Raw genomic sequence first — 18770 nt, 5'->3', positions numbered from 1 at the left:
AAGTCCCGAACAATTTTTTGGCAATAATAAGGCAATAAATGGAGTCACATTTTAATTGGTATCTCGGTAAAAAATGAGTAAGATTACTCATTGACAACAGTGTTTTTAGCTTAACTTGTGACTAATGATTGAGAAGAAGCGGCTGCCCTCCGCATCAAAGGACTAAAGTCCTCACTACGAACCCGATCAAAATATATTTTCCCAAACAAAAAGCGCCCCTATTTCTAGGAGCGCTTTTTATCTATCTCAGACTAAAACTTAGCCGTTGATGGAAGGAGCAACCAAAGCCACAGGAGTTGTTTCGCCAGCAGCCAAGTCGAGTGGGAAGTTGTGAGCGTTGCGCTCGTGCATTACTTCCATACCCAAGTTAGCGCGGTTGATAACATCAGCCCAGGTGTTGATGACGCGACCTTGTGAGTCGATAATCGATTGGTTGAAGTTGAAACCGTTCAAGTTGAATGCCATTGTGGAAATACCCAAAGCGGTAAACCAAATGCCAACTACTGGCCATGCACCTAACAAGAAGTGCAAGGAACGGCTGTTGTTGAAGGAAGCGTATTGGAAAATCAAACGACCGAAGTAGCCGTGGGCTGCAACGATGTTGTAGGTTTCTTCTTCTTGACCGAATTTGTAACCGTAGTTTTGTGACTCGGTTTCAGTTGTTTCGCGAACCAAAGAAGATGTAACTAAAGAACCGTGCATGGCGGAGAACAAGCTACCACCGAATACACCAGCAACTCCCAACATGTGGAAGGGGTGCATCAGGATGTTGTGCTCGGCTTGGAACACGATCATGAAGTTAAATGTACCGGAGATACCCAAGGGCATACCGTCGGAGAACGAACCTTGACCGATCGGGTAGATCAAGAATACTGCGGTAGCTGCTGCTACTGGAGCAGAGTATGCTACGCAGATCCAAGGACGCATACCTAAGCGGTAGGACAATTCCCATTCGCGACCCATGTAGCAAAATACACCGATCAAGAAGTGGAAAATTACCAATTGGTAAGGGCCGCCGTTGTACAACCACTCATCTAAGGAAGCAGCTTCCCAGATTGGGTAGAAGTGCAAGCCGATCGCGTTTGAAGAAGGAACAACAGCACCGGAGATGATGTTGTTACCCAGCATCAAGGAACCAGCAACTGGTTCGCGGATGCCGTCGATGTCCACTGGGGGAGCAGCGATGAAGGCGATTACGTAGCAGATTGTTGCAGTTAGCAAGGTAGGAATCATCAAGACTCCGAACCAACCCACATAAATGCGGTTGTCGGTGCTGGTGACCCAGTTGCAAAACTGCGACCAGATATTGGCGCTTTCGCGCTGTTGTAAGGTTGCCGTCATGTGTTTATGATTGCTATTGGTTTTTCAATGTTCGGATGATGTCTCTATTATTAACGGTATCGTTACGGTTTGTAAAGGGGTGTAACGACAGCTTAACTGATGAGGGTCATCAGGAAAGCTGATGAAACCATAGAGAGGCGAAAAAAGCCCATTATTGGTGGAACCCGCACGCGAGTCCGTTGCGGACTTTGGTGCAAGATGCCAGATTGATGCTGTAGGGGCAATCCCTCGCAGTTGTCGCAATGTATTGTAAAACTTCATTGACTTTATAGCCATTAATAGCCATGTATAGTATAGTATAGTCAAAAATCACGGCTAAACAATGCAGCTCGTTTCCAAGCACATTATCGATCGAAACCACTGGCTATACAAGCAGCTAGATAATTTGTGCTTTCTTTCTAAGAATCTTTTCAACTACGCTAACTACCTAATCCGACAAAAATTTATCAGCTCGGGAGAATACCTAGATTATTACAAAATACAGAAAATATGTCAGGGAAAGACTGACTATCTAGCATTACCAGCCAAAGTATCTCAGCAAGTATTATTGAGATTGCATGAAAGCTGGAAATCATTTTTTGCAGCTACCAAGGAATATAACCTACATCCAGATAAATTCAAAGCCCGACCCAAAATACCCAGATACAAACACAAAACATTAGGCAGAAATGTCCTGACTTACACCGCTCAAGCCATCAGTAAAGAATGGCTCAAAAAAGGAATCATCAATCTGTCTTTGACTCAGATATTTCTAACGACTAAAGTCAGCCAAGTAAATCAAGTCAGAATCGTTCCAAAAACTTACCATTACTCGATAGAGGTAGTTTATGAACCCAAGGCTGTAACTGTTTCATCATCAGGTGTTGAAGGAATAGCAGGAATTGATATTGGTCTGAATAATTTAGCGACAATTACATCCAATCAAAACGGGTTTGTTCCGCTGATAATAAATGGCAAACCTCTCAAATCAATCAATGCCTACTATCACAAAAAAAAGGCTGTGTTGCAGTCAGACTTGAAGGGGGAGAGACAAACATCAATCAAAATTGAACAATTAACTCACAAGCGGAATGTAAAAGTAGATAATTACCTGCACAACGCTAGTCGATTCATCATCAATCATCTGGCAGCTAACCGAATCGGGACACTGGTGATTGGTAAAAATGATAATTGGAAACAGGGAATAAATCTCGGAAAGCGGAACAATCAGAATTTCACAGCAATACCTCATGCAAGGTTTATTGAAATGCTAACTTACAAAGCGCAGTTAGTAGGAATAGTTGTGAAAGTTATTGAAGAAAGTTACACTTCAAAGTGTTCTTTCTTAGATAATGAACCTTGTGTTAAGCATTCAGAGTACAAAGGTAAACGAATTAAGCGAGGTTTGTTTCGTGCTGGTGACGGCAGACTGATCAATGCGGATGTGAATGGCAGCGCTAACATTGTCAAAAAAGCATTTCCCAACGCTTTTGCTGAGGGAATACAGGGCGTAGTAGTACGTCCAGTAAGGGTCACACCTTACAAAATGGTTGTCCGAGGCAAGTGTAATATTTGCCTAGAAAACCTGTAACTATATAGTGTTTTGTAGGGGACATCTTCCCCGTGGTAGCCGCGCGCGATCGGGATGCGGCGCTGTGTCTAAGCTTGGAAAATTGCTAAAAGAATATAGATGCGGGGCGGGGAATGCCAGTCAGAAGGGGATGAGCGCGGGTTTTAAACAGCTTGTTACCTAGAGCAGCAAAATGCCCGCATCAGAGCGGTACCCCGCTTGATGGTGGGATGAATGCGAGTGAGTCGCCGATTGCCCGTCCGACAATCCCGACAATCGCTAGCTCTCGGAAAGACGACAGGCATGAGAAGACGAGCAAATTCATTGTCTTGCTATATTTTATCTGTATTTTCCTGGATAAAACTATGTTATCATAGATCCATGATAGTTAGAGAAGCTAAGCTAAAATACGGTACAGCAGAGCAATATTCTGCCATTGATGACGCAATCCGAACGGCCCAGTTCATTCGGAACAAAGCCCTTCGCTATTGGATGGATAATCAAGGTACGAGTAAAGCCGATCTGTACAGTATATGCAAAGACTTAGCCAAAGAGTTTGATTTTGCTAAAAAGCTCAACTCCGCAGCTAGACAGGCTAGTGCCGAACGTGCTTGGGCTGCTATCTCTAATTTCTATACTCGATGTAAAAAAGGTGCAGGCAAGAAAGGTTTTCCCAAGTTTAAAAAACATTGTCGCTCTGTTGAATACAAAGTTTCAGGCTGGAAACTATCCGATGATTGCAAATCGATCGCATTCACAGATGGCTTTGAGATCGGAACATTGTCGATATTCTGCAACAATGAAACACAGGAAGATTTGCATAGGTTAAAAATTAATCGCGTGCGGATTGTGCGTAGAGCAGATGGGTATTATGCCCAATTCTGTTTTGATGCCGACCGTAAAGAGCAAGGGGAATATTCGGGTAATGTTGTCGGGTTGGATCTAGGACTGAAGTTTTTCACCAAAGACCAAAATGATAATGCCGTGATATATCCGCAGTTCTTGAGAAAAGCCGCGCAGCGACTCAAGAAAGCCCAACGCCAATTAAGCAAGAAGTTTGTGAAGGGTGCTAAACCTCAATCAAAAAACTATCACAAAGCGCGAAAACGACTAGGCAAAATCCATCTGAAAATTCAACGCCAGCGGAAAGATTGGGCAATTAAACAAGCTCGAAACGTAGTGATATCTAACGATGTCGTGGTGTATGAAGATTTAAACATTGCAAACATGGTCAAGAATCAGCACGATTGCAAGTCAATTTCGGACGCTGGTTGGTATCAATACACTCAATGGTTGGACTACTACGGCAAGATTTGGGATAAAGTAGTTGTGTCAGTATCGCCAAACTATACGTCTGGCGATTGCTCTAATTGCGGTCATCGAGTGAAAAAATCTCTTAGCACTAGAACGCATTCATGTCCTAGTTGCAAGATTGAGATTTGTCGCGATACAAATGCGGCTTTAAATATCTTGCACAAAGGATTGAACATTCTCGGTGTTGAGTGGAATAAACACAGTACCTCTGGGCAAGAGGGATCTGCCGAGAAATCGGGAAAGCACGGGGAGAAGACCACCGCTGTTGCTGATAAGTAATTTGATCCAATAAGTGGACTTCGATGAACCGTGAATAAGAATCCCCCACTATAGCGGTAATCCGCGAGTGTGGTGGGAGTATGTCAATCCAGTCATCTATATTATAAAAATGCTGTAGCAGTTGCGTGCGTAAGCCCGCTTCAATCGGGGTAGCGTTCGATCGACAATTCAACTCGTGCGATCGCCAATCTAGCGCACTGAGCCTTAATCAATAATTATCAAACCAGAGCGAGCAAATCCTCTCTAAAATTGGTTGAAAAAAAATTAAATTGAGTTAATACTTATCAAAATAAACAACTATCAATACTTAATAAACTAACCACAAGAGAGTTAAACCCATGTCAGAAAATTATGTAGGATTAGATACAGAAGATTACGAGTCCCTCAAAAGCCAGGTAGAGACCCTCAAAGCGCGCGTTGCCGAACTAGAGTCGGCATCGAAACCCGAACCCGCTATAGTTGCCAAACAAAAGGCGCTATTTGCTGTAGTGACCAAAATTCGCGAGTCGTTAGACTTAGATATTATTTTTCAATCAACCGCTCGGGAAGTTCGCCAACTGCTGAATGCCGATCGAGTAGCAATATTTCGATTTTACCAGCAGTCAGGATTTGACGACGGGGAATTTGTGTCAGAAGACGTGATCCCAGAGTTTCATTCAGTAAAAGCTGTAAAGGTGCACGATCACTGCTTTGGCAAACAATATTCAATGCGGTATCAGCAAGGAAGAATTCAGGCAGTCAATGATATCAATCAAGCCGGATTGAGCGATTGCCATATAGCTGTTCTTGCTCAATTTAATGTCAAAGCAAACTTAATCGTACCTTTAATCAAAAGAAATAAACTTTGGGGATTGCTCTGCATTCACCAATGTCGCGCCCCACGCCAGTGGCAGCAAGATGAAATTGACTTTGCCAGTCAAATTGCGGTGCATTTAGGAGTAGCAATACAGCAAGCAAAACTTTTAGATGAAGCTCATAGGCGGTCAACAGCACTCCAGACTACTCTAGAGGAGCAATTGCGAAAACGGACAGAAGAGCTGGTTAAGGAAGCAGACCGAGAACGAGCCATAACTCGGATGATTGATAAGATCCGCCAAACCTTAGATATGGAAACAATTTTCCAGACAGCAGCGACAGAAGTTCGCAAACTTTTGAATGTCGATCGCATTGCCATTTATCAATTCCGTGAAGACTATTTCGGCGACTTTATCTTTGAATCTGAATCGGGAAACTGGCCGAAATTGGTAGGCAGCGGTTGGGAAGACCCCTACTTAAACGAACACCAAGGAGGTCGATTCCGGTGTGCGGAAACCTTTATTGCTGATGATATCTACAATGCCGGCCAGAGCGATTGTCACATAGAAGCTTTAGAATATTTTGGTGTCAAATCCTGTGCGGTAGTTGCGATTTTTAAAGGAGAGAAACTCTGGGGATTGCTCAGTGCCTTTCAACACACAGGTGCGCGTCACTGGGAAGACACAGAAGTAAAGTTACTGAATCAAATTGCCACTCATTTGGGCGTGGCTTTGCAGCAATCCGAGTACCTAGAACAAATACAGTTTCAAGCTAAACAGCAGGCGAAAGCAGCCGAACAGGAACGCACATTAACTAGAGTAATTGAACGGATTCGCCAGACGCTAAATATTGACAAAATATTTAGCGCAACAACTCAAGAAGTACGGCAAATTCTCAATTGCGATCGGGTTGGAGTTTACCGTTTTTTTCCAAACTGGAGCGGGGAATTTGTGTCGGAGTCGGTAGCAGAAGGTTGGATACCTTTAGTAACTGATAAAATTAAAACTGTCTGGCAAGATGATTATTTACAAAAAACTGAGGGTGGCAGGTATCGCCATCAAGAAATTTTTGTGGTTGATGACATCTATAAAATTGGTCACTCTCCATGTCATATCGAAATTCTGGAACAAATTCAAGCCAAAGCATATTGTGTAGCGCCTGTTTTTGTGGGGGAAAATCTCTGGGGTTTGCTAGCAGCTTACCAGAACTCGGGTCCCCGTGAGTGGGAAGCGGGAGAAGTGAGGTTGCTGGCTCAGGTTGGCAGTCAATTGGGAGTAGCTATGAACCAAGCAGAATTGCTCGATCGCACTAAAAAGCAGTCCTGGGAATTGCGGACGACTTTGGCTGATTTAAATGCGATCGTTGACAATTTGGCTGACGGGTTATTAGTCACTGACATTGAAGCTAAAATTACCAGGTTTAATCCGGCACTGCTGGCGATGTTTGAATTGAAAGATGTTGACCTGAAGGGGAAAAAAGTATCCGAAATCTTTCCTAAAAAATTAGCCCAATTGGTGGAGGCGACTGAACATAGAGAGGGAGAAATTGTGACGCTGGAAGTGGAACTAGAAAATTCTAGGATAGGTCAAGCTTTAGCGACAACTATTCTGAAAGAAGCGGTGAAAGACGAAGCAGATCGCTCTCTCGGTTCGGTGATTTTGATTCGAGATGTGACGGTGGAACGAGAAGTTGATAGAATGAAAACTGATTTTCTGGCTACAGTTTCTCACGAACTGCGGACGCCTTTAACTTCGGTTTTGGGTTTTGCTTCGCTGATCAAAGAAAAACTTGAAGAAGTGATTGTTCCCGGAGTCGCATCGGAAGACAAAAAAATTAAAAAAGCTTTAAATAAAGTTGCAGATAATATTAACATTATTGTGTCAGAAGCTGAACGGCTGACATCTTTAATTAATGATGTTTTGGATATTGCTAAGATGGAAGCGGGGCGAGTTGAATGGCAGTTACAGCCGACAAATCCAGTGCAAATCTTAAAACAGGCGATCGCCGCTACGTCATCTTTATTAGAAAAGAATAATTTAAAGTTGATTAAAGATTTTAGTCCCGGACTGCCACAGGTATTAGTAGACCGGGATCGCATGGTTCAAGTCGCGATCAATTTAATCTCGAATGCAGTCAAGTTCACAGAATCAGGTTCTGTCACCTGTCGGGCAAGAGTAGAGGGTGACGAGCTGGTTATTAGCATTATTGATACTGGCATCGGCATTGCACCAGAAGACCAAAGCAAAGTTTTTGAAAGATTTAAACAAGTGGGAGATATCCTGACCGAAAAGCCTAAAGGTACTGGATTGGGGCTGCCAATTTCTAAACAAATCGTTGAACACCACGGCGGTAGAATTTGGCTAGAAAGTGAGTTAGGCAAGGGCAGCACTTTTTTCTTTAGTATACCGCTAGTTAAAAATATTGAGTCGGTGGAAAAATGCAAAATTATCAATGATTTAATCGGGCAACTGAAACAGCAAGTGCTCAGCAGAACTCCGCTCGGCGTTAAAGGAGGCCAGCAACTTTTAGTTGTTGACAATGAGCCTAACATCCGAGATATGTTGAGGCAGTCACTGGAACAAGAAGGATATAAAGTCGCGGAGGCAATTAACGGTAGAGATGCTATTTCTCAGGCTAAAGCAGTCAAACCGGATCTGATTATTTTAGATGTAATGATGCCTCACATCGACGGTTTTGATGTGGCGGCAGTTCTCAAAAATGATCCAGAAACTCGGGGGATTCCGATTATCATCGTGTCCCTAATTCAAAACAGAGACAGGGGCTGGCGTTTGGGAGTTGACAGGTATTTTACCAAGCCTATAAATATAGCGGGACTGTTAAAGGAGATCGGCTTGCTGCTGCGACAAGGGATGTCTAATAAGACGGTGTTGGTCGTTGTTAACAATGCTTCTACTCTCAAAAATTTGTCGGCTGCGTTGCTTTTTCAGGGATATAATGTGATGGAGGCATCTGATGTTACAGAATGCCTGGATCGAGTGAGAGCGATCGAGCTGGATTTAATTATTATTGACGAAGCCTTATCTCAAGAGCAAGAATTAGTCAAAAAATTGCGCCTTACTAAGGGCTTGGAAAAAGTCTCCATAATTGTTTTGGGAGATATTGTAGAGGATAACGGGCTGAGCAAACACATTCATGGGAAATTGTTGTGAAAAAAGTTTTAATTGTGGATGACGAACCGAATATTCTGATTTTGATGGAGCAGGCTCTAGAAAAGTTGGAAGATGAGGATGATGTAGAGTTGCTGACTGCGAGAGATGGAGTTGAGGCGTTGAACAGAATTAAGGAAGAAAAGCCGGATTTGGTTTTTCTCGATGTGATGATGCCGAAAATGAGCGGGTTAGAGGTATGCAATACGGTTAAAAATGAACTAGGTATGGAGGACGTTTACATTATTATGTTGACAGCTAAGGGACAAGAATATGATAAGCAAAGCGGTATGGCTGTGGGGGCAAATCTTTATATGACTAAACCTTTTCGCCCGAAAGAAGTGCTGGTCAAAGCTAGGGAAATTCTGGGTTTGACGGCACAGATGTAGCGAGAGGTATACAATCAATTCACAAGAATATTTTTTGGTTTTTGGTGGTTGCTAGCCTGCCCAAAAACGGATACAATCCCCCGGCTATAGTCGTGGATGCTCCAAAAGTTTTAGACTAAGTTTCAAGCTCGCAGAGTTATCTGCGCTCGTAAATCTAAAATCTAAAATCTCTATCCTCAAATCGGCTGACTGGTTACAAACGAATGAATAATGATAGATCGCTCACTGATGATTAATAGCAAAGTAAATGGTTCGTATCAATCTCAAAAAATTGATTTCTAAAAAAGATTTGCGGGCGATTCTTGAGGGCGCGCTCGGTGTTTTAGATACTCCTAGCGCTATTCGGAATGCTGAAGGGTCTATTTTATTTGGCGAAGATTGTCAGACCTACTTCAATACTTATCCTATCATCCTAGCCGATGAAGTTATCGGTTACGTAACAGGAAGTCAAAAAGCAGCATTTATTGCAGATATGCTGAGTTATGCTGCCAGCGCCGACTTGGATATAAGAACTCTGGCTGTTGATACTTTAGATAAGTACGAAGAAGTTAATTTTTTGTACGATTTTTCAAGCAAAATATCTACTTGTTTGGGTGTTTGTGAAGTCAGTCAATTGGTGGTAACTGAAGCGAAAAAGTTGATTGAGTCTACCAATATTTCAGTGATGCTAATGAATAAAAAGACAGGAAAACTGGAGATTGTTTCTGCTCGGGGTAAAGAGTACAACCATAAAACAAAAATCGGTTCCAATATGGGGATAGCAGGTCATATTTTTGTTTCTGGTAAAGCTGAAATAGTCAATGATGTATTGTCCGATCCGAGATATGTTATGGGAGAAAATGAGATGCGTTCTATGATTTGTGCACCTCTAACAACTCAGAACGGTACAATCGGCGTTATCAATATTAGTCATAACGAACTTGTCAACTATACGGCACAGGATTTAAAATTATTTACGGCTTTGGCATCGCAAGCGGCGGCGGCGATCGAGAATGCGCTTTTACATGAAAGTAAATTGAAGGAAGAACGAATTAAAAATAATTTGGAAAGATACCTTTCTCCCCAGGTGGTGCGAGCAGTTATCGAAGCTAAAGGAGATATTTCTCTGAATCCAACTAAGCGCAATTTAACGGTGCTTTTTTCGGATATTAGAGATTTTACTACTAAGTGTGAAGAACTGCCGGCTGAGAAAATAGTGATGTATTTAAATGAGTATTTCACGGAGATGGTAGAGGTTATTTTTAGTCATGAAGGTACTGTGAATAAGTTTGTGGGAGATATGATTGTGGCAATGTTTGGAGCGCCTTCGGAAGTGGTCGATCGCGAAAGGAAGGCGATCGAAACTGCGATCGATATGCAGCGCCGCATTAGGAGGATGTCTGTGCCTTGGATTGCGGATAATTTTCTGACTGGTATTGGCATTAGTTCGGGGGAGGTTGTTGTTGGTAATATTGGTTCGCCGCAGCACATGGATTATACTGCGATCGGGGATGAGGTGAATATTGCATCTAGGTTGCAGTCAATGGCTGAGGGAGGACAAATTTTGGTGAGCGACAGTGTTTACAGCGCTACTCAAGATATATTTGAATTTAGGAAAATTGGCTCTGTGATAGTTAAAGGTAAGAAAAAAGCTATCGAAACTTTTGAGGTAATTTATCAAAAGTGAAGTTCGGCAAAGGATTGTGTAACGGATGTAACGGATTTAACGGATGTAAGAAGCAAGAATTAAGAAGCACTTTGGCATTGGGTTAGGAGTTAGGAGTTATTAATCATTAGTCAGATGGCAGAATCTAGAGGGAAAACAATCGATTTTTGCACTCTTGCTTGTTTATTTGCTAAGCTAGAGGTTGCGCTGTCTCAATAAACCTTATATTTATGCACAGGTTATTAACTGGGAAACTGCGAGTAGACTGTTTAACTATACCGATCGCAAATCTGCCAGCAAATCTATCGGGTACTAAAATTGTACAGCTTACGGATTTTCACTATGATGGGGAGCGGCTGTCGGAATGGTTGCTAGAAGAGGCGATTGTGGCGGCTAATGAAGCGGAACCAGACTTAATTTTTTTAACCGGAGATTTTATCACCTACGATCCGGCGCCTATTTACGGCTTGGTGCAGCGATTGAAAAATTTGCAAAGTCGGGTGGGAATTTACGCTGTTTTGGGCAATCACGATCACTATTATCCAGGGGCAAAGATTAAGGTTGCTAATGCTTTGAATAATGCAGGGATTCGGGTTTTGTACAATGAAGCGATTTATCCTTTGGGATCTGAATTGGCTTTAGTTGGGTTTGCCGATTTTTGGTCTGGCGATTTTGCACCTGCGCCTGTAATGGCATCAATCAATCCGGCAATTCCTCGGATTGTATTGTCTCACAATCCTGATACTGCTGAACACCTGCAACAGTGGCGGATTGATTTGCAGTTTTCGGGACACACTCATGGGGGTCAAATTGTGATTCCTGGTATCGGGCCTTTGTATGCTTGGGTGAGAAAAATTGGTTATTTGATTCCTGAAGGAATCCGAAAATTTGTTCCTTTTGTGTCGGCTTGCGATCGAGTAGTTCGTCACTGGGAATGGGCTAGCGGTTTGCATCGGGTTGGGAGTAATTGGTTGTACGTGAATCGCGGTTTGGGTACTTATGCGCCGGGGAGGTTATTTTGTCCGCCGGAGGTGACGGTAATTACTTTGGTTTGTCAAGATATGTAGGGATTGCTTTAGGGTGTGAAGGAAGAATGCTTGCGATGGAAGATGGAACCGCGAAGACGCAAAGGACACGAAGGAAGATGGAAGATGAGCAGAATTCCTATTATTAACTGGGTTCTGCAAAGCGATAGCCTCTGGCGTAAAAGGAAGAATGCTTCGGATGGAAGATGGAACCGCGAAGGCGCAAAGGACACGAAGGAAGATGGAAGATGAGCAGAATTCCTATTATTAACTGGGTTCTGCAAAGCGATAGCCTCTGCCGTAGACTGTGTGAATTAGGACGGATTCGCTCGGTGCTTCTATTTTGCGGCGCAGGAGGCGAATTTGAGCTGCTAATACGTTGCTGCTGGGTTTTTCGGCTTCACTCCACAGGTATTGGTGGATTTGTTCGTGTGTTAGTATTTGACCGGGATGTCGCATTAGGTATTCTAATAGTTGACATTCTTTTTCTGATAGGTCAATTGTTCGATCGCCCCGATAGGCTATTTGATTGTCGTAGTCTAGCTGTAAATCTGCAATTTGCAGGCGCCCGACAGCCACTTCGGGGTCAAAAGTAGGGGGCCGCCGCAGTAGGGCGCGGACTCTGGCTAGGAGCTCTCGCAGTTCAAAAGGCTTGACTAGATAGTCGTCTGCGCCTGCGTCGAGTCCCTGTACGCGATCGTCTAGGGTGTCTTTGGCGGTGAGAAATAGGACTGGGGTATTCCGTCCTTGCGATCGCAATTGCTGACAAATTGCTAATCCGGTTTGTCTCGGAAGCATCCAATCCAAAATTAGCAAATCGTAATTTCCCTGCATTGCTAAATTGCTGCCATTTGCGCCGTCAAATGCGACATCAACGGTATAACCTTCGCGGGTTAAAACTCGACTCAAAGGGTCAGTCAACTCAACTTCATCATCAACTAAAAGAATCCGCATCCTGATTTTAGGTTTTAGACTTTTGATTTGAGCATGAATTACATAAAACTTGCAAACAAGCAGGTTTTTTAGGGGGAAATCCCCCGTGGTTGCCATCTGTGGTGAGGTGGCGATCGCGACCTGTTGAGGTTTAGTAAACTGATTTTTGCTACATTTTAAAATGTGCAATACTTTCCGATTCGCTGTAAGCTGCTGCTAGCCATTCCTGCATTGCAGGTAGTGCCAACAGCGCATCAGCATAAGCTTGTGCTTGTGCATCTAATTTGACTTCGTAGGTGACAAAACGCATGACAACGGGGGCAAACATGGCGTCAGCAATTGTAAAATTTCCGAATAGCATATCGCCACTGGTGCCAAATTTTTGGCGGCATTCGCGCCAAATGGCAAAGATGCGATCGATCTCTGCTTCGACACCGGGGGTCATTCCTTCGCCTGGATAGCGGTTGCGACAGTCCATCGGCATATTTTCGCGGAGATTTTGAAAGCCTGCGTGCATTTCGGCGCAGATGGAACGGGCGATCGCCCGTTGCGCTAAATCGGCCGGCCACAAATGATTTGCAAAGCGTTCTGCAACGTACTCGCAAATTGCTAAAGATTCCCACACTTTCAAGTCGCCATCAATTAAAACTGGTACTTTTCCCGAGGGAGAATAGCGCCGAATTTCCCCATGGGTTGTCGGCCCGTCTAGGGGGATTCTCACTTCGGCAAAATCTAGTCCAGCTTGTTTCATCGCCAGCCAAGGACGCAGTGACCAAGACGAATAATTTTTGTTGCCGATTACGAGAGTCAATTTTGTCATATTTTTGCTTTCAGCTATCATCTATCTAACAGACAATCTTTAATAAAATCAGATTCAACTCATGCCAATTTTATGTTAAGTTGCACATATCTCGATCCCCCTAAATCCCCCTTAAGAAGGGGGACTTTGAGAAGAATCTTATTCCCCCCTTATTAAGGGGGGTTAGGGGGGGATCGGATTCTATGCAGCTTCATAAAAGATTGGTATCAGCCTCAATACAATATATTATACACAAACACAATTATTAGCAATACCTGAACTTATTTTGATATTTGAACAATTCGTGCTATTGTAGTTGAGGAAAAAGCTGTTTCCGCTCGGGCAGCGCCGATTCCGCATCCCAAATTCAGCAATTTAGAATTTCAAATCTATATGATTACCGTAGCACTTCCCAAAGGCGGACTGTTAGGAGATAGCATTCGACTGTTTAAATCCGTTGGATTAGACTTCAGTGCTTTTCTCGATTCCTCTAACCGCCAACTTCAAATTTATGACACTACCGGAACGGCAAAAGCTTTGCTAGTAAGGACGCACGACGTGCCGGTTTATGTGGAATACGGTCAAGCTGATTTGGGCGTTGCGGGTTATGATGTTTTGCGGGAAAAAACTCCGAAAGTTGCAAATTTAATTGATTTACAATTTGGCAAGTGTCGGCTGTCGGTGGCGGTGAAGGAATCTAGTTCTTATCGGCGCAGTGTGGATTTGCCTCCTCACGGTAGAGTTGCTTCTAAGTTCGTGCACTGTGCGAGGGAATATTTTCATAATTTGAATTTGCCGGTGGAAATTGTGCCTCTTTACGGTTCTGTGGAGTTGGGGCCGATTACGGGTATGTCGGAGGCGATTGTGGATTTGGTTTCGACTGGCAAAACTTTGCGAGAAAATGGTTTGGTGGAAATTGATGTGTTGTTTCAAAGTTCGGCTTATTTGATCGGTCATCCTTTGAGTTATCGTTTAAATTCTGGCGGTGTTAATGAGTTGATTGGGAAGTTGAGAGAGCAGGTTTTGACGGCGGTTTGATGCGAACTAAATTCGAGCTATTTCCTAGGTTCGCAGTCAGGACTTTAGTCTTTATTGCTGCGAGCTCAATTTAGAATGTTCTCATAGGTTCGTAGTAAGGACTTTAGTCCTTATTGATACTGAGACTGAGCACTGAAGTCCTCACTACGAACCTTAAGAAGGACTGAAGTCCTCACTACGAACCTTAAGAAGGACTGAAGTCCTCACTACGAACCTTAAGAAGGACTGAAGTCCTCACTACGAACCAGTTTTATTTAGCTGATTTCTGAGCTGCTATTTGCAGGTATAAGACCTAGTTTTTCTTGGCATTTTTCTATATAAAAACGTGCCACTGCATCAGCAGGATTTTGTTCGATTAGTTGCTGAAAATATCCCAAGGCGGCGACAAATCTTTCGGATTGCCATCCTTGAATTCCTTTGTCAAATAAAGCTTGGGTAAGCTGTTTGGCTTCAGAGTCGGGACTGGAGGCTGGCCAGATTTCGTAGATTTCAATAGCTTGCTGTTTGCCGCGCGGCGTTACTCGATCGATCCAGCGATAATAATAGTTGTTGCTGGGCGAATGGCTGTCTGCTGCTGCTGTTGCGCGAGAACCAGAAATCATACTCTCCGGTGTTTCCACTTCCAAGTCGCACTTTAATAATATACTTTCTTTTGAGTTTGAGTTCGGATGTATGTTATTTAGAAATTCTCTCGCGTGAACGATCGCATTTTCGCTCACAATTATTTGGCAACCGTATATTTTGGTTAAATTTTCTAACCGAGAAGCTGTATTTACCACATCGCCGATGACTGTGGAGTCCATCCGGCGATCGGAACCCAAGGTGCCGATCATGCCGATACCTGTGTTAATTCCCGTACCAATATTGACGGGATATTCTAAATTGTATTTGTGGCGATCGGCATTAAATTCATGCAAACTTTCTTGCATGGCTACTGCGGCTTCGATCGCATTTATAGCGTGAGAATGCGGCCGATCAAATACTGCCATGATGGCATCGCCGAGGTATTTGTCAATAAACCCGCGGTGGGAGGTGATGCAATCGTTCATTTTCGTAAACAAAGCATTCAACCATTCAAAGGTTTCGCGTGCTTCTTGAGATTCGGCGATCGCCGTAAACCCGCGAATGTCGCAAAATAAAATAGTCAGCTCTTCTTCTGTGACATTGCCCAACTGAATTGATTCTATCCCTTTCGGCGCAATTCGTTCGAGAAGCTGCTCCGGGACAAATAGATGAAATTTTTCGGAAAGATATTCGTTGGCCTCCCAGGCGGCGGCAATTTGGCGCTTGCTTTGCTCTTTTACCTGGTGGTTGAATTGGGAAGATACAGCTTGCGATCGCATTTGGCTCAACTGCAAAATATTTTCAACTTTCGCCAGCAGCAAGCGACTGTTAAAAGGCTTGGTTAAATAATCGTCGGCCATAATTTCCAACCCTTTGAGGCGAGAAGTATCGTCATCGAGGGCAGTCAAAAAAATTACCGGTACAGTTTGCAATGCGGTATCATTCCGCAGGATCTCGCACACATCAAAACCGTTCAGATCCGGCATCATAATATCTAGTAAAATTAAATCCGGTCGAGATACACGGGCGAGGAAGAGCGCTTCATCGCCAGATAGCGCTGATACTGTTGTGTATCCTTTTAGTTGCAATAACTCTTCCAGTAGAATTAGATTAGCTGGCTCGTCATCAACCAACATGATGCAGGGCGACTTGTTTGACATGGAATATGATATAATAAATTGAATTTAGCTCGGGACTTTCGCGCGAGCAGCTCGAAACCTGGTTAATTCATATATTTCTCGTTATTAAACTCGATATTTTTGGCAGGAACCGGGTTTCTGAGGCAAGTGCGCGCAAGTCCTACAGACATTTATCTACTATTGAGTCTAACCTTTTCAGTTATAAATTGTAATAAATGGCACTGCTGGAACTGCAAATAATTATTATTAGTTGAGAAAAGAACGGACTGTAGCGATCGCCAAATTCAGATCCAGCGGCTTGCTCAAATAAGCAGAAGCGCCAGCTTCCAAACATCGATCGCAATCGCCAGCCATCGCCATCGCCGTCACCGCAATCATCGGTACCGACTCCCAGACAGGATTTGCTTTGACTCGGCGCATCAACTCAAAGCCGTCAACATCGGGTAACTGAATGTCCATCAAAATCAAATCCGGCAGTAACTCCGGCGCAGTAGAGGCGGCAAGGATGCGATCGAGCATTGCCGAACCATCCTCCAGAATCTCTACGCTGTAGCCCTCCAATTCCATAACCTCTGAAATTAACATTTGGTTAAAAGGCTGGTCTTCCACCACCAGAATCCGCTTGCTGCCAAGTGGTAGTGCGATCGCAGAAGCAGGAACTAACTTGGCATCCAAAGCACAAGCAGCAAAGCTACCCAACTCGTGACGCATCTCCGTCAAAGGCAGCCAAACGCGGAACAAACTGCCGCGATCGCAAATAGATTGAAAAGAAACAGTTCCGCCGTGCAATTCCGCCAGACGCTTAGTCAAAGCCAAACCCAAACCCGTACCTTCGTGGCGCCTAGTCAGGGAAGAATCCACCTGTTGAAAAGGTCGGAATAGCAAGTGCCAGCGATCCTGAGGAATGCCGATACCCGAGTCTTTCACCTCAAGACAAAAGTAAGGAGTGCTGGCATTTACAGGAGAACAATCAGGGCGGTAATCGCCATTAATTTCATTGCCGTAGGCCAGACGCCCGCTGAGTTTAACTTGTCCCCGTTCCGGGGTAAATTTGATAGCATTGGAAAGTAAATTAATCACAATTTGTCGCACTCGCCGTTCGTCGAGCCAAACTTTAGTAATGCGGTAGTCGAGTTCTAAAGACAAAGCAATTCGCTTTTTGTCTGCCCGCGGCTGAATCATTTTCAGACAGTCTGTCGCCAGTTCGTGAACGCGAACCGGCTGTAAATTGAGTTCTACTTTTCCTGCTTCAATTTTAGAAAGATCGAGAATATCGTTAATTAGCTGTAACAAGTGCTGACCGCTTTTTTCGATCAGTTCTACATAGTTGATTTGTCGATCGCTCAACTGGCCCGATGTTTGGCGCAGCAGCAAGTCTGAAAAGCCGAGAATGCTGTTGAGAGGCGTCCGCAATTCGTGGGACATCGAGGCTAAAAACTCAGATTTTAACTGAGAAGAATACTCTAATTGTTCGTTAACTTGGCGGAGGTTTTCTTGTGTCTGAGCCCGCTCGATCGCCGCCCCCAGAGTCCGACAAGCAGCCGCGAGCACTTCTTGGTGAAGGGAAGCTTGCAGTTTTTTGACGTTGCGCGACTCCAGCGTCAGCACTCCGATGATTGTACCGTCAGTAGATGCGATCGGAAAAATGCCCAATTGTCCGATTCCCGGATGCCGAAATTGCGGCACAGCATTGGGATGTTCGGCATAATCATCGACAAACAAAGCTTTACCAGTTTCCACCACTTCCCACAGCAAACCGGTGCCGTAGGGAATGCCTTTGTCGAGCAATTCTTGCATTCCTGCGGCGACTGGTTCCCCGTAACTAGCCAGAAATTGAGTAGAAATTTGGTTGGAAATCGCCGCCGCTTGCCGCTCTTTTCCCTTGCCGCTAATCACTTTCACGTCTCCGAAAGCAGCATTCGTCGCTTCTACCAGATAAGTGAGGGCAAACTGACCTATTTCTTGTAAACTGTGAGAGTTTTGCAGGCGTTCAGTTAAGCCTAAAAGAAATGTCAGGCGCCTGACTTCTGCGTTCAAGCTAGCTTGGGAGTTTTGGTATACAGTAACGTCTCGAAAGGTAAACAGCCGCCCGCCGCTGTTGGTAATTGTGGCGAAGACTTCCAAACAAACCGCATTGGATTGCTCGAAATAGAATGATAAACTTTCATCCTGAGATTTTTGTAGCGCTTCCTGAAACTCTTCCCACTGCTGAAGCGACAAGTAACCGCGATCGACAATTTCGGCAAACAACAAGTCGCACTTAGGCTTGGTTGCCAGCCATTCTGGGGACAGTCCCCAAGTCTCGGCCAATTTTTTGTTAAACAAAACTAAGCTGTCAGACGAGTCGAAAAGAGCGATCGCATTATCTACTTGGTTGAGTATCAGTTCTTGGTCTGCCCTGAACTGCTGCAAGTCTATCTCCATTTTGTCTGTGTCTGTAGCTCTTAGTTTTGTTGTCATAACTGTCTACTGATATGCCAAAAGTTATTTTATTACCCCTTACTTAATTTGACATATTTTTAGGATTTTGGGCAGTGAGGGCGATGGCTTACGCCCCGCTTCGCTACGACCGGCCTTGCGATCTGAGACACTTGCTGGCGACGGGCGAGGGGAACGGTTTTTCTAGTACATCGGCTACAATAATAGATCGAGCAGTTTTCAATCCTCTAGGACTTACGCATTGACAAAATAACGAAACAGTGAATTGATAAATATGGGTCGTCTACTTTCTAGGTATCGGACAATGAGAAAAATAACTAAACCCTCGACAGCAAAATGTAATATAGACACTTA

The 18770-nt window shown here is 43.9% G+C and carries 12 protein-coding genes; 7 read left to right on the top strand and 5 right to left on the bottom strand.

The window, feature by feature from the left end; all coding sequences use genetic code 11:
- Positions 1-258 precede the first annotated feature (258 nt).
- On the bottom strand, positions 259-1341 hold the full coding sequence (psbA, locus tag QZ918_RS30335) for a photosystem II reaction center subunit D1 (RefSeq protein ID WP_293342109.1): 1083 nt from the start codon (positions 1339-1341) through the stop codon (positions 259-261).
- Positions 1342-1663: 322 nt separating this feature from the next.
- Here psbA and QZ918_RS30330 point away from each other — a divergent pair, with 322 nt between their 5' ends.
- The 6 genes from QZ918_RS30330 (at position 1664) to QZ918_RS30305 (ending at position 11546) form a co-directional block, all read left to right on the top strand.
- Entirely contained in the window at positions 1664-2911 is a 1248-nt protein-coding gene (locus QZ918_RS30330) for an RNA-guided endonuclease InsQ/TnpB family protein (RefSeq protein ID WP_293342107.1), read from the top strand.
- Between the two features lie 360 nt (positions 2912-3271).
- Positions 3272-4483 (top strand): RNA-guided endonuclease InsQ/TnpB family protein, encoded by a 1212-nt coding sequence (locus QZ918_RS30325; protein WP_293157639.1) that lies wholly within the window; start codon positions 3272-3274, stop codon positions 4481-4483.
- Between the two features lie 338 nt (positions 4484-4821).
- Positions 4822-8448: a GAF domain-containing protein gene (locus tag QZ918_RS30320; protein WP_293342105.1), complete on the top strand. Its 3627-nt coding sequence runs from the start codon at positions 4822-4824 to the stop codon at positions 8446-8448.
- Positions 8445-8834, top strand: a complete 390-nt coding sequence (locus QZ918_RS30315) for a response regulator transcription factor (RefSeq protein WP_442921486.1) — start codon at positions 8445-8447, stop codon at positions 8832-8834. The genes QZ918_RS30320 and QZ918_RS30315 overlap by 4 nt, the downstream gene beginning before the upstream one ends.
- A gap of 247 nt (positions 8835-9081) precedes the next feature.
- Positions 9082-10500: an adenylate/guanylate cyclase domain-containing protein gene (locus QZ918_RS30310; protein ID WP_293157645.1), complete on the top strand. Its 1419-nt coding sequence runs from the start codon at positions 9082-9084 to the stop codon at positions 10498-10500.
- A 209-nt stretch (positions 10501-10709) separates the two neighbouring features.
- On the top strand, positions 10710-11546 hold the full coding sequence (locus QZ918_RS30305) for a metallophosphoesterase (RefSeq protein ID WP_293157648.1): 837 nt from the start codon (positions 10710-10712) through the stop codon (positions 11544-11546).
- 225 nt (positions 11547-11771) lie between these two features.
- Here the strand turns inward: QZ918_RS30305 and rppA are convergent, their stop codons facing one another.
- Together rppA and QZ918_RS30295 are read right to left on the bottom strand one after the other, a co-directional pair.
- Positions 11772-12458, bottom strand: a complete 687-nt coding sequence (gene rppA, locus QZ918_RS30300) for a two-component system response regulator RppA (protein WP_293342111.1) — start codon at positions 12456-12458, stop codon at positions 11772-11774.
- A gap of 148 nt (positions 12459-12606) precedes the next feature.
- Positions 12607-13257 (bottom strand): glutathione S-transferase family protein, encoded by a 651-nt coding sequence (locus tag QZ918_RS30295; protein ID WP_293342102.1) that lies wholly within the window; start codon positions 13255-13257, stop codon positions 12607-12609.
- Between the two features lie 372 nt (positions 13258-13629).
- Between QZ918_RS30295 and hisG the strand changes: the two genes are divergently transcribed.
- Entirely contained in the window at positions 13630-14274 is a 645-nt protein-coding gene (gene hisG / locus QZ918_RS30290; RefSeq protein WP_293184524.1) for an ATP phosphoribosyltransferase, read from the top strand.
- A gap of 254 nt (positions 14275-14528) precedes the next feature.
- On the opposite strand, the gene QZ918_RS30285 is transcribed toward hisG, so the two are convergent.
- Both QZ918_RS30285 and QZ918_RS30280 read right to left on the bottom strand, forming a co-directional pair.
- Complete coding sequence (locus QZ918_RS30285; protein ID WP_293342099.1) at positions 14529-15998, bottom strand: response regulator; 1470 nt, start codon at positions 15996-15998, stop codon at positions 14529-14531.
- Positions 15999-16223: 225 nt separating this feature from the next.
- Positions 16224-18437 carry a PAS domain-containing hybrid sensor histidine kinase/response regulator gene (locus QZ918_RS30280; protein WP_293342096.1) on the bottom strand — a complete coding sequence of 738 codons (2214 nt, stop codon included), beginning with the start codon at positions 18435-18437 and terminating at the stop codon, positions 16224-16226.
- Positions 18438-18770 lie beyond the last annotated feature (333 nt).

The organism is Microcoleus sp. CAWBG58 (assembly GCF_020883045.1).
Lineage (GTDB): Bacteria > Cyanobacteriota > Cyanobacteriia > Cyanobacteriales > Microcoleaceae > Microcoleus.
Note: the sequence above shows the minus strand (reverse complement) of the source record. Positions and strands in the feature narration are given on the sequence as shown.

Bases quoted from the DNA above. Each gene is read 5' to 3' on its own strand.
- QZ918_RS30280 (WP_293342096.1), bottom strand. From the start codon at position 18,437: ATGACAACAAAACTAAGAGCTACAGACACAGACAAAATGGAGATAGAC.
- psbA (WP_293342109.1), bottom strand. From the start codon at position 1,341: ATGACGGCAACCTTACAACAGCGCGAAAGCGCCAATATCTGGTCGCAG.
- hisG (WP_293184524.1), top strand. From the start codon at position 13,630: ATGATTACCGTAGCACTTCCCAAAGGCGGACTGTTAGGAGATAGCATT.
- QZ918_RS30285 (WP_293342099.1), bottom strand. From the start codon at position 15,998: ATGTCAAACAAGTCGCCCTGCATCATGTTGGTTGATGACGAGCCAGCT.
- QZ918_RS30330 (WP_293342107.1), top strand. From the start codon at position 1,664: ATGCAGCTCGTTTCCAAGCACATTATCGATCGAAACCACTGGCTATAC.
- QZ918_RS30320 (WP_293342105.1), top strand. From the start codon at position 4,822: ATGTCAGAAAATTATGTAGGATTAGATACAGAAGATTACGAGTCCCTC.
- rppA (WP_293342111.1), bottom strand. From the start codon at position 12,458: ATGCGGATTCTTTTAGTTGATGATGAAGTTGAGTTGACTGACCCTTTG.
- QZ918_RS30325 (WP_293157639.1), top strand. From the start codon at position 3,272: ATGATAGTTAGAGAAGCTAAGCTAAAATACGGTACAGCAGAGCAATAT.
- QZ918_RS30305 (WP_293157648.1), top strand. From the start codon at position 10,710: ATGCACAGGTTATTAACTGGGAAACTGCGAGTAGACTGTTTAACTATA.
- QZ918_RS30310 (WP_293157645.1), top strand. From the start codon at position 9,082: ATGGTTCGTATCAATCTCAAAAAATTGATTTCTAAAAAAGATTTGCGG.
- QZ918_RS30295 (WP_293342102.1), bottom strand. From the start codon at position 13,257: ATGACAAAATTGACTCTCGTAATCGGCAACAAAAATTATTCGTCTTGG.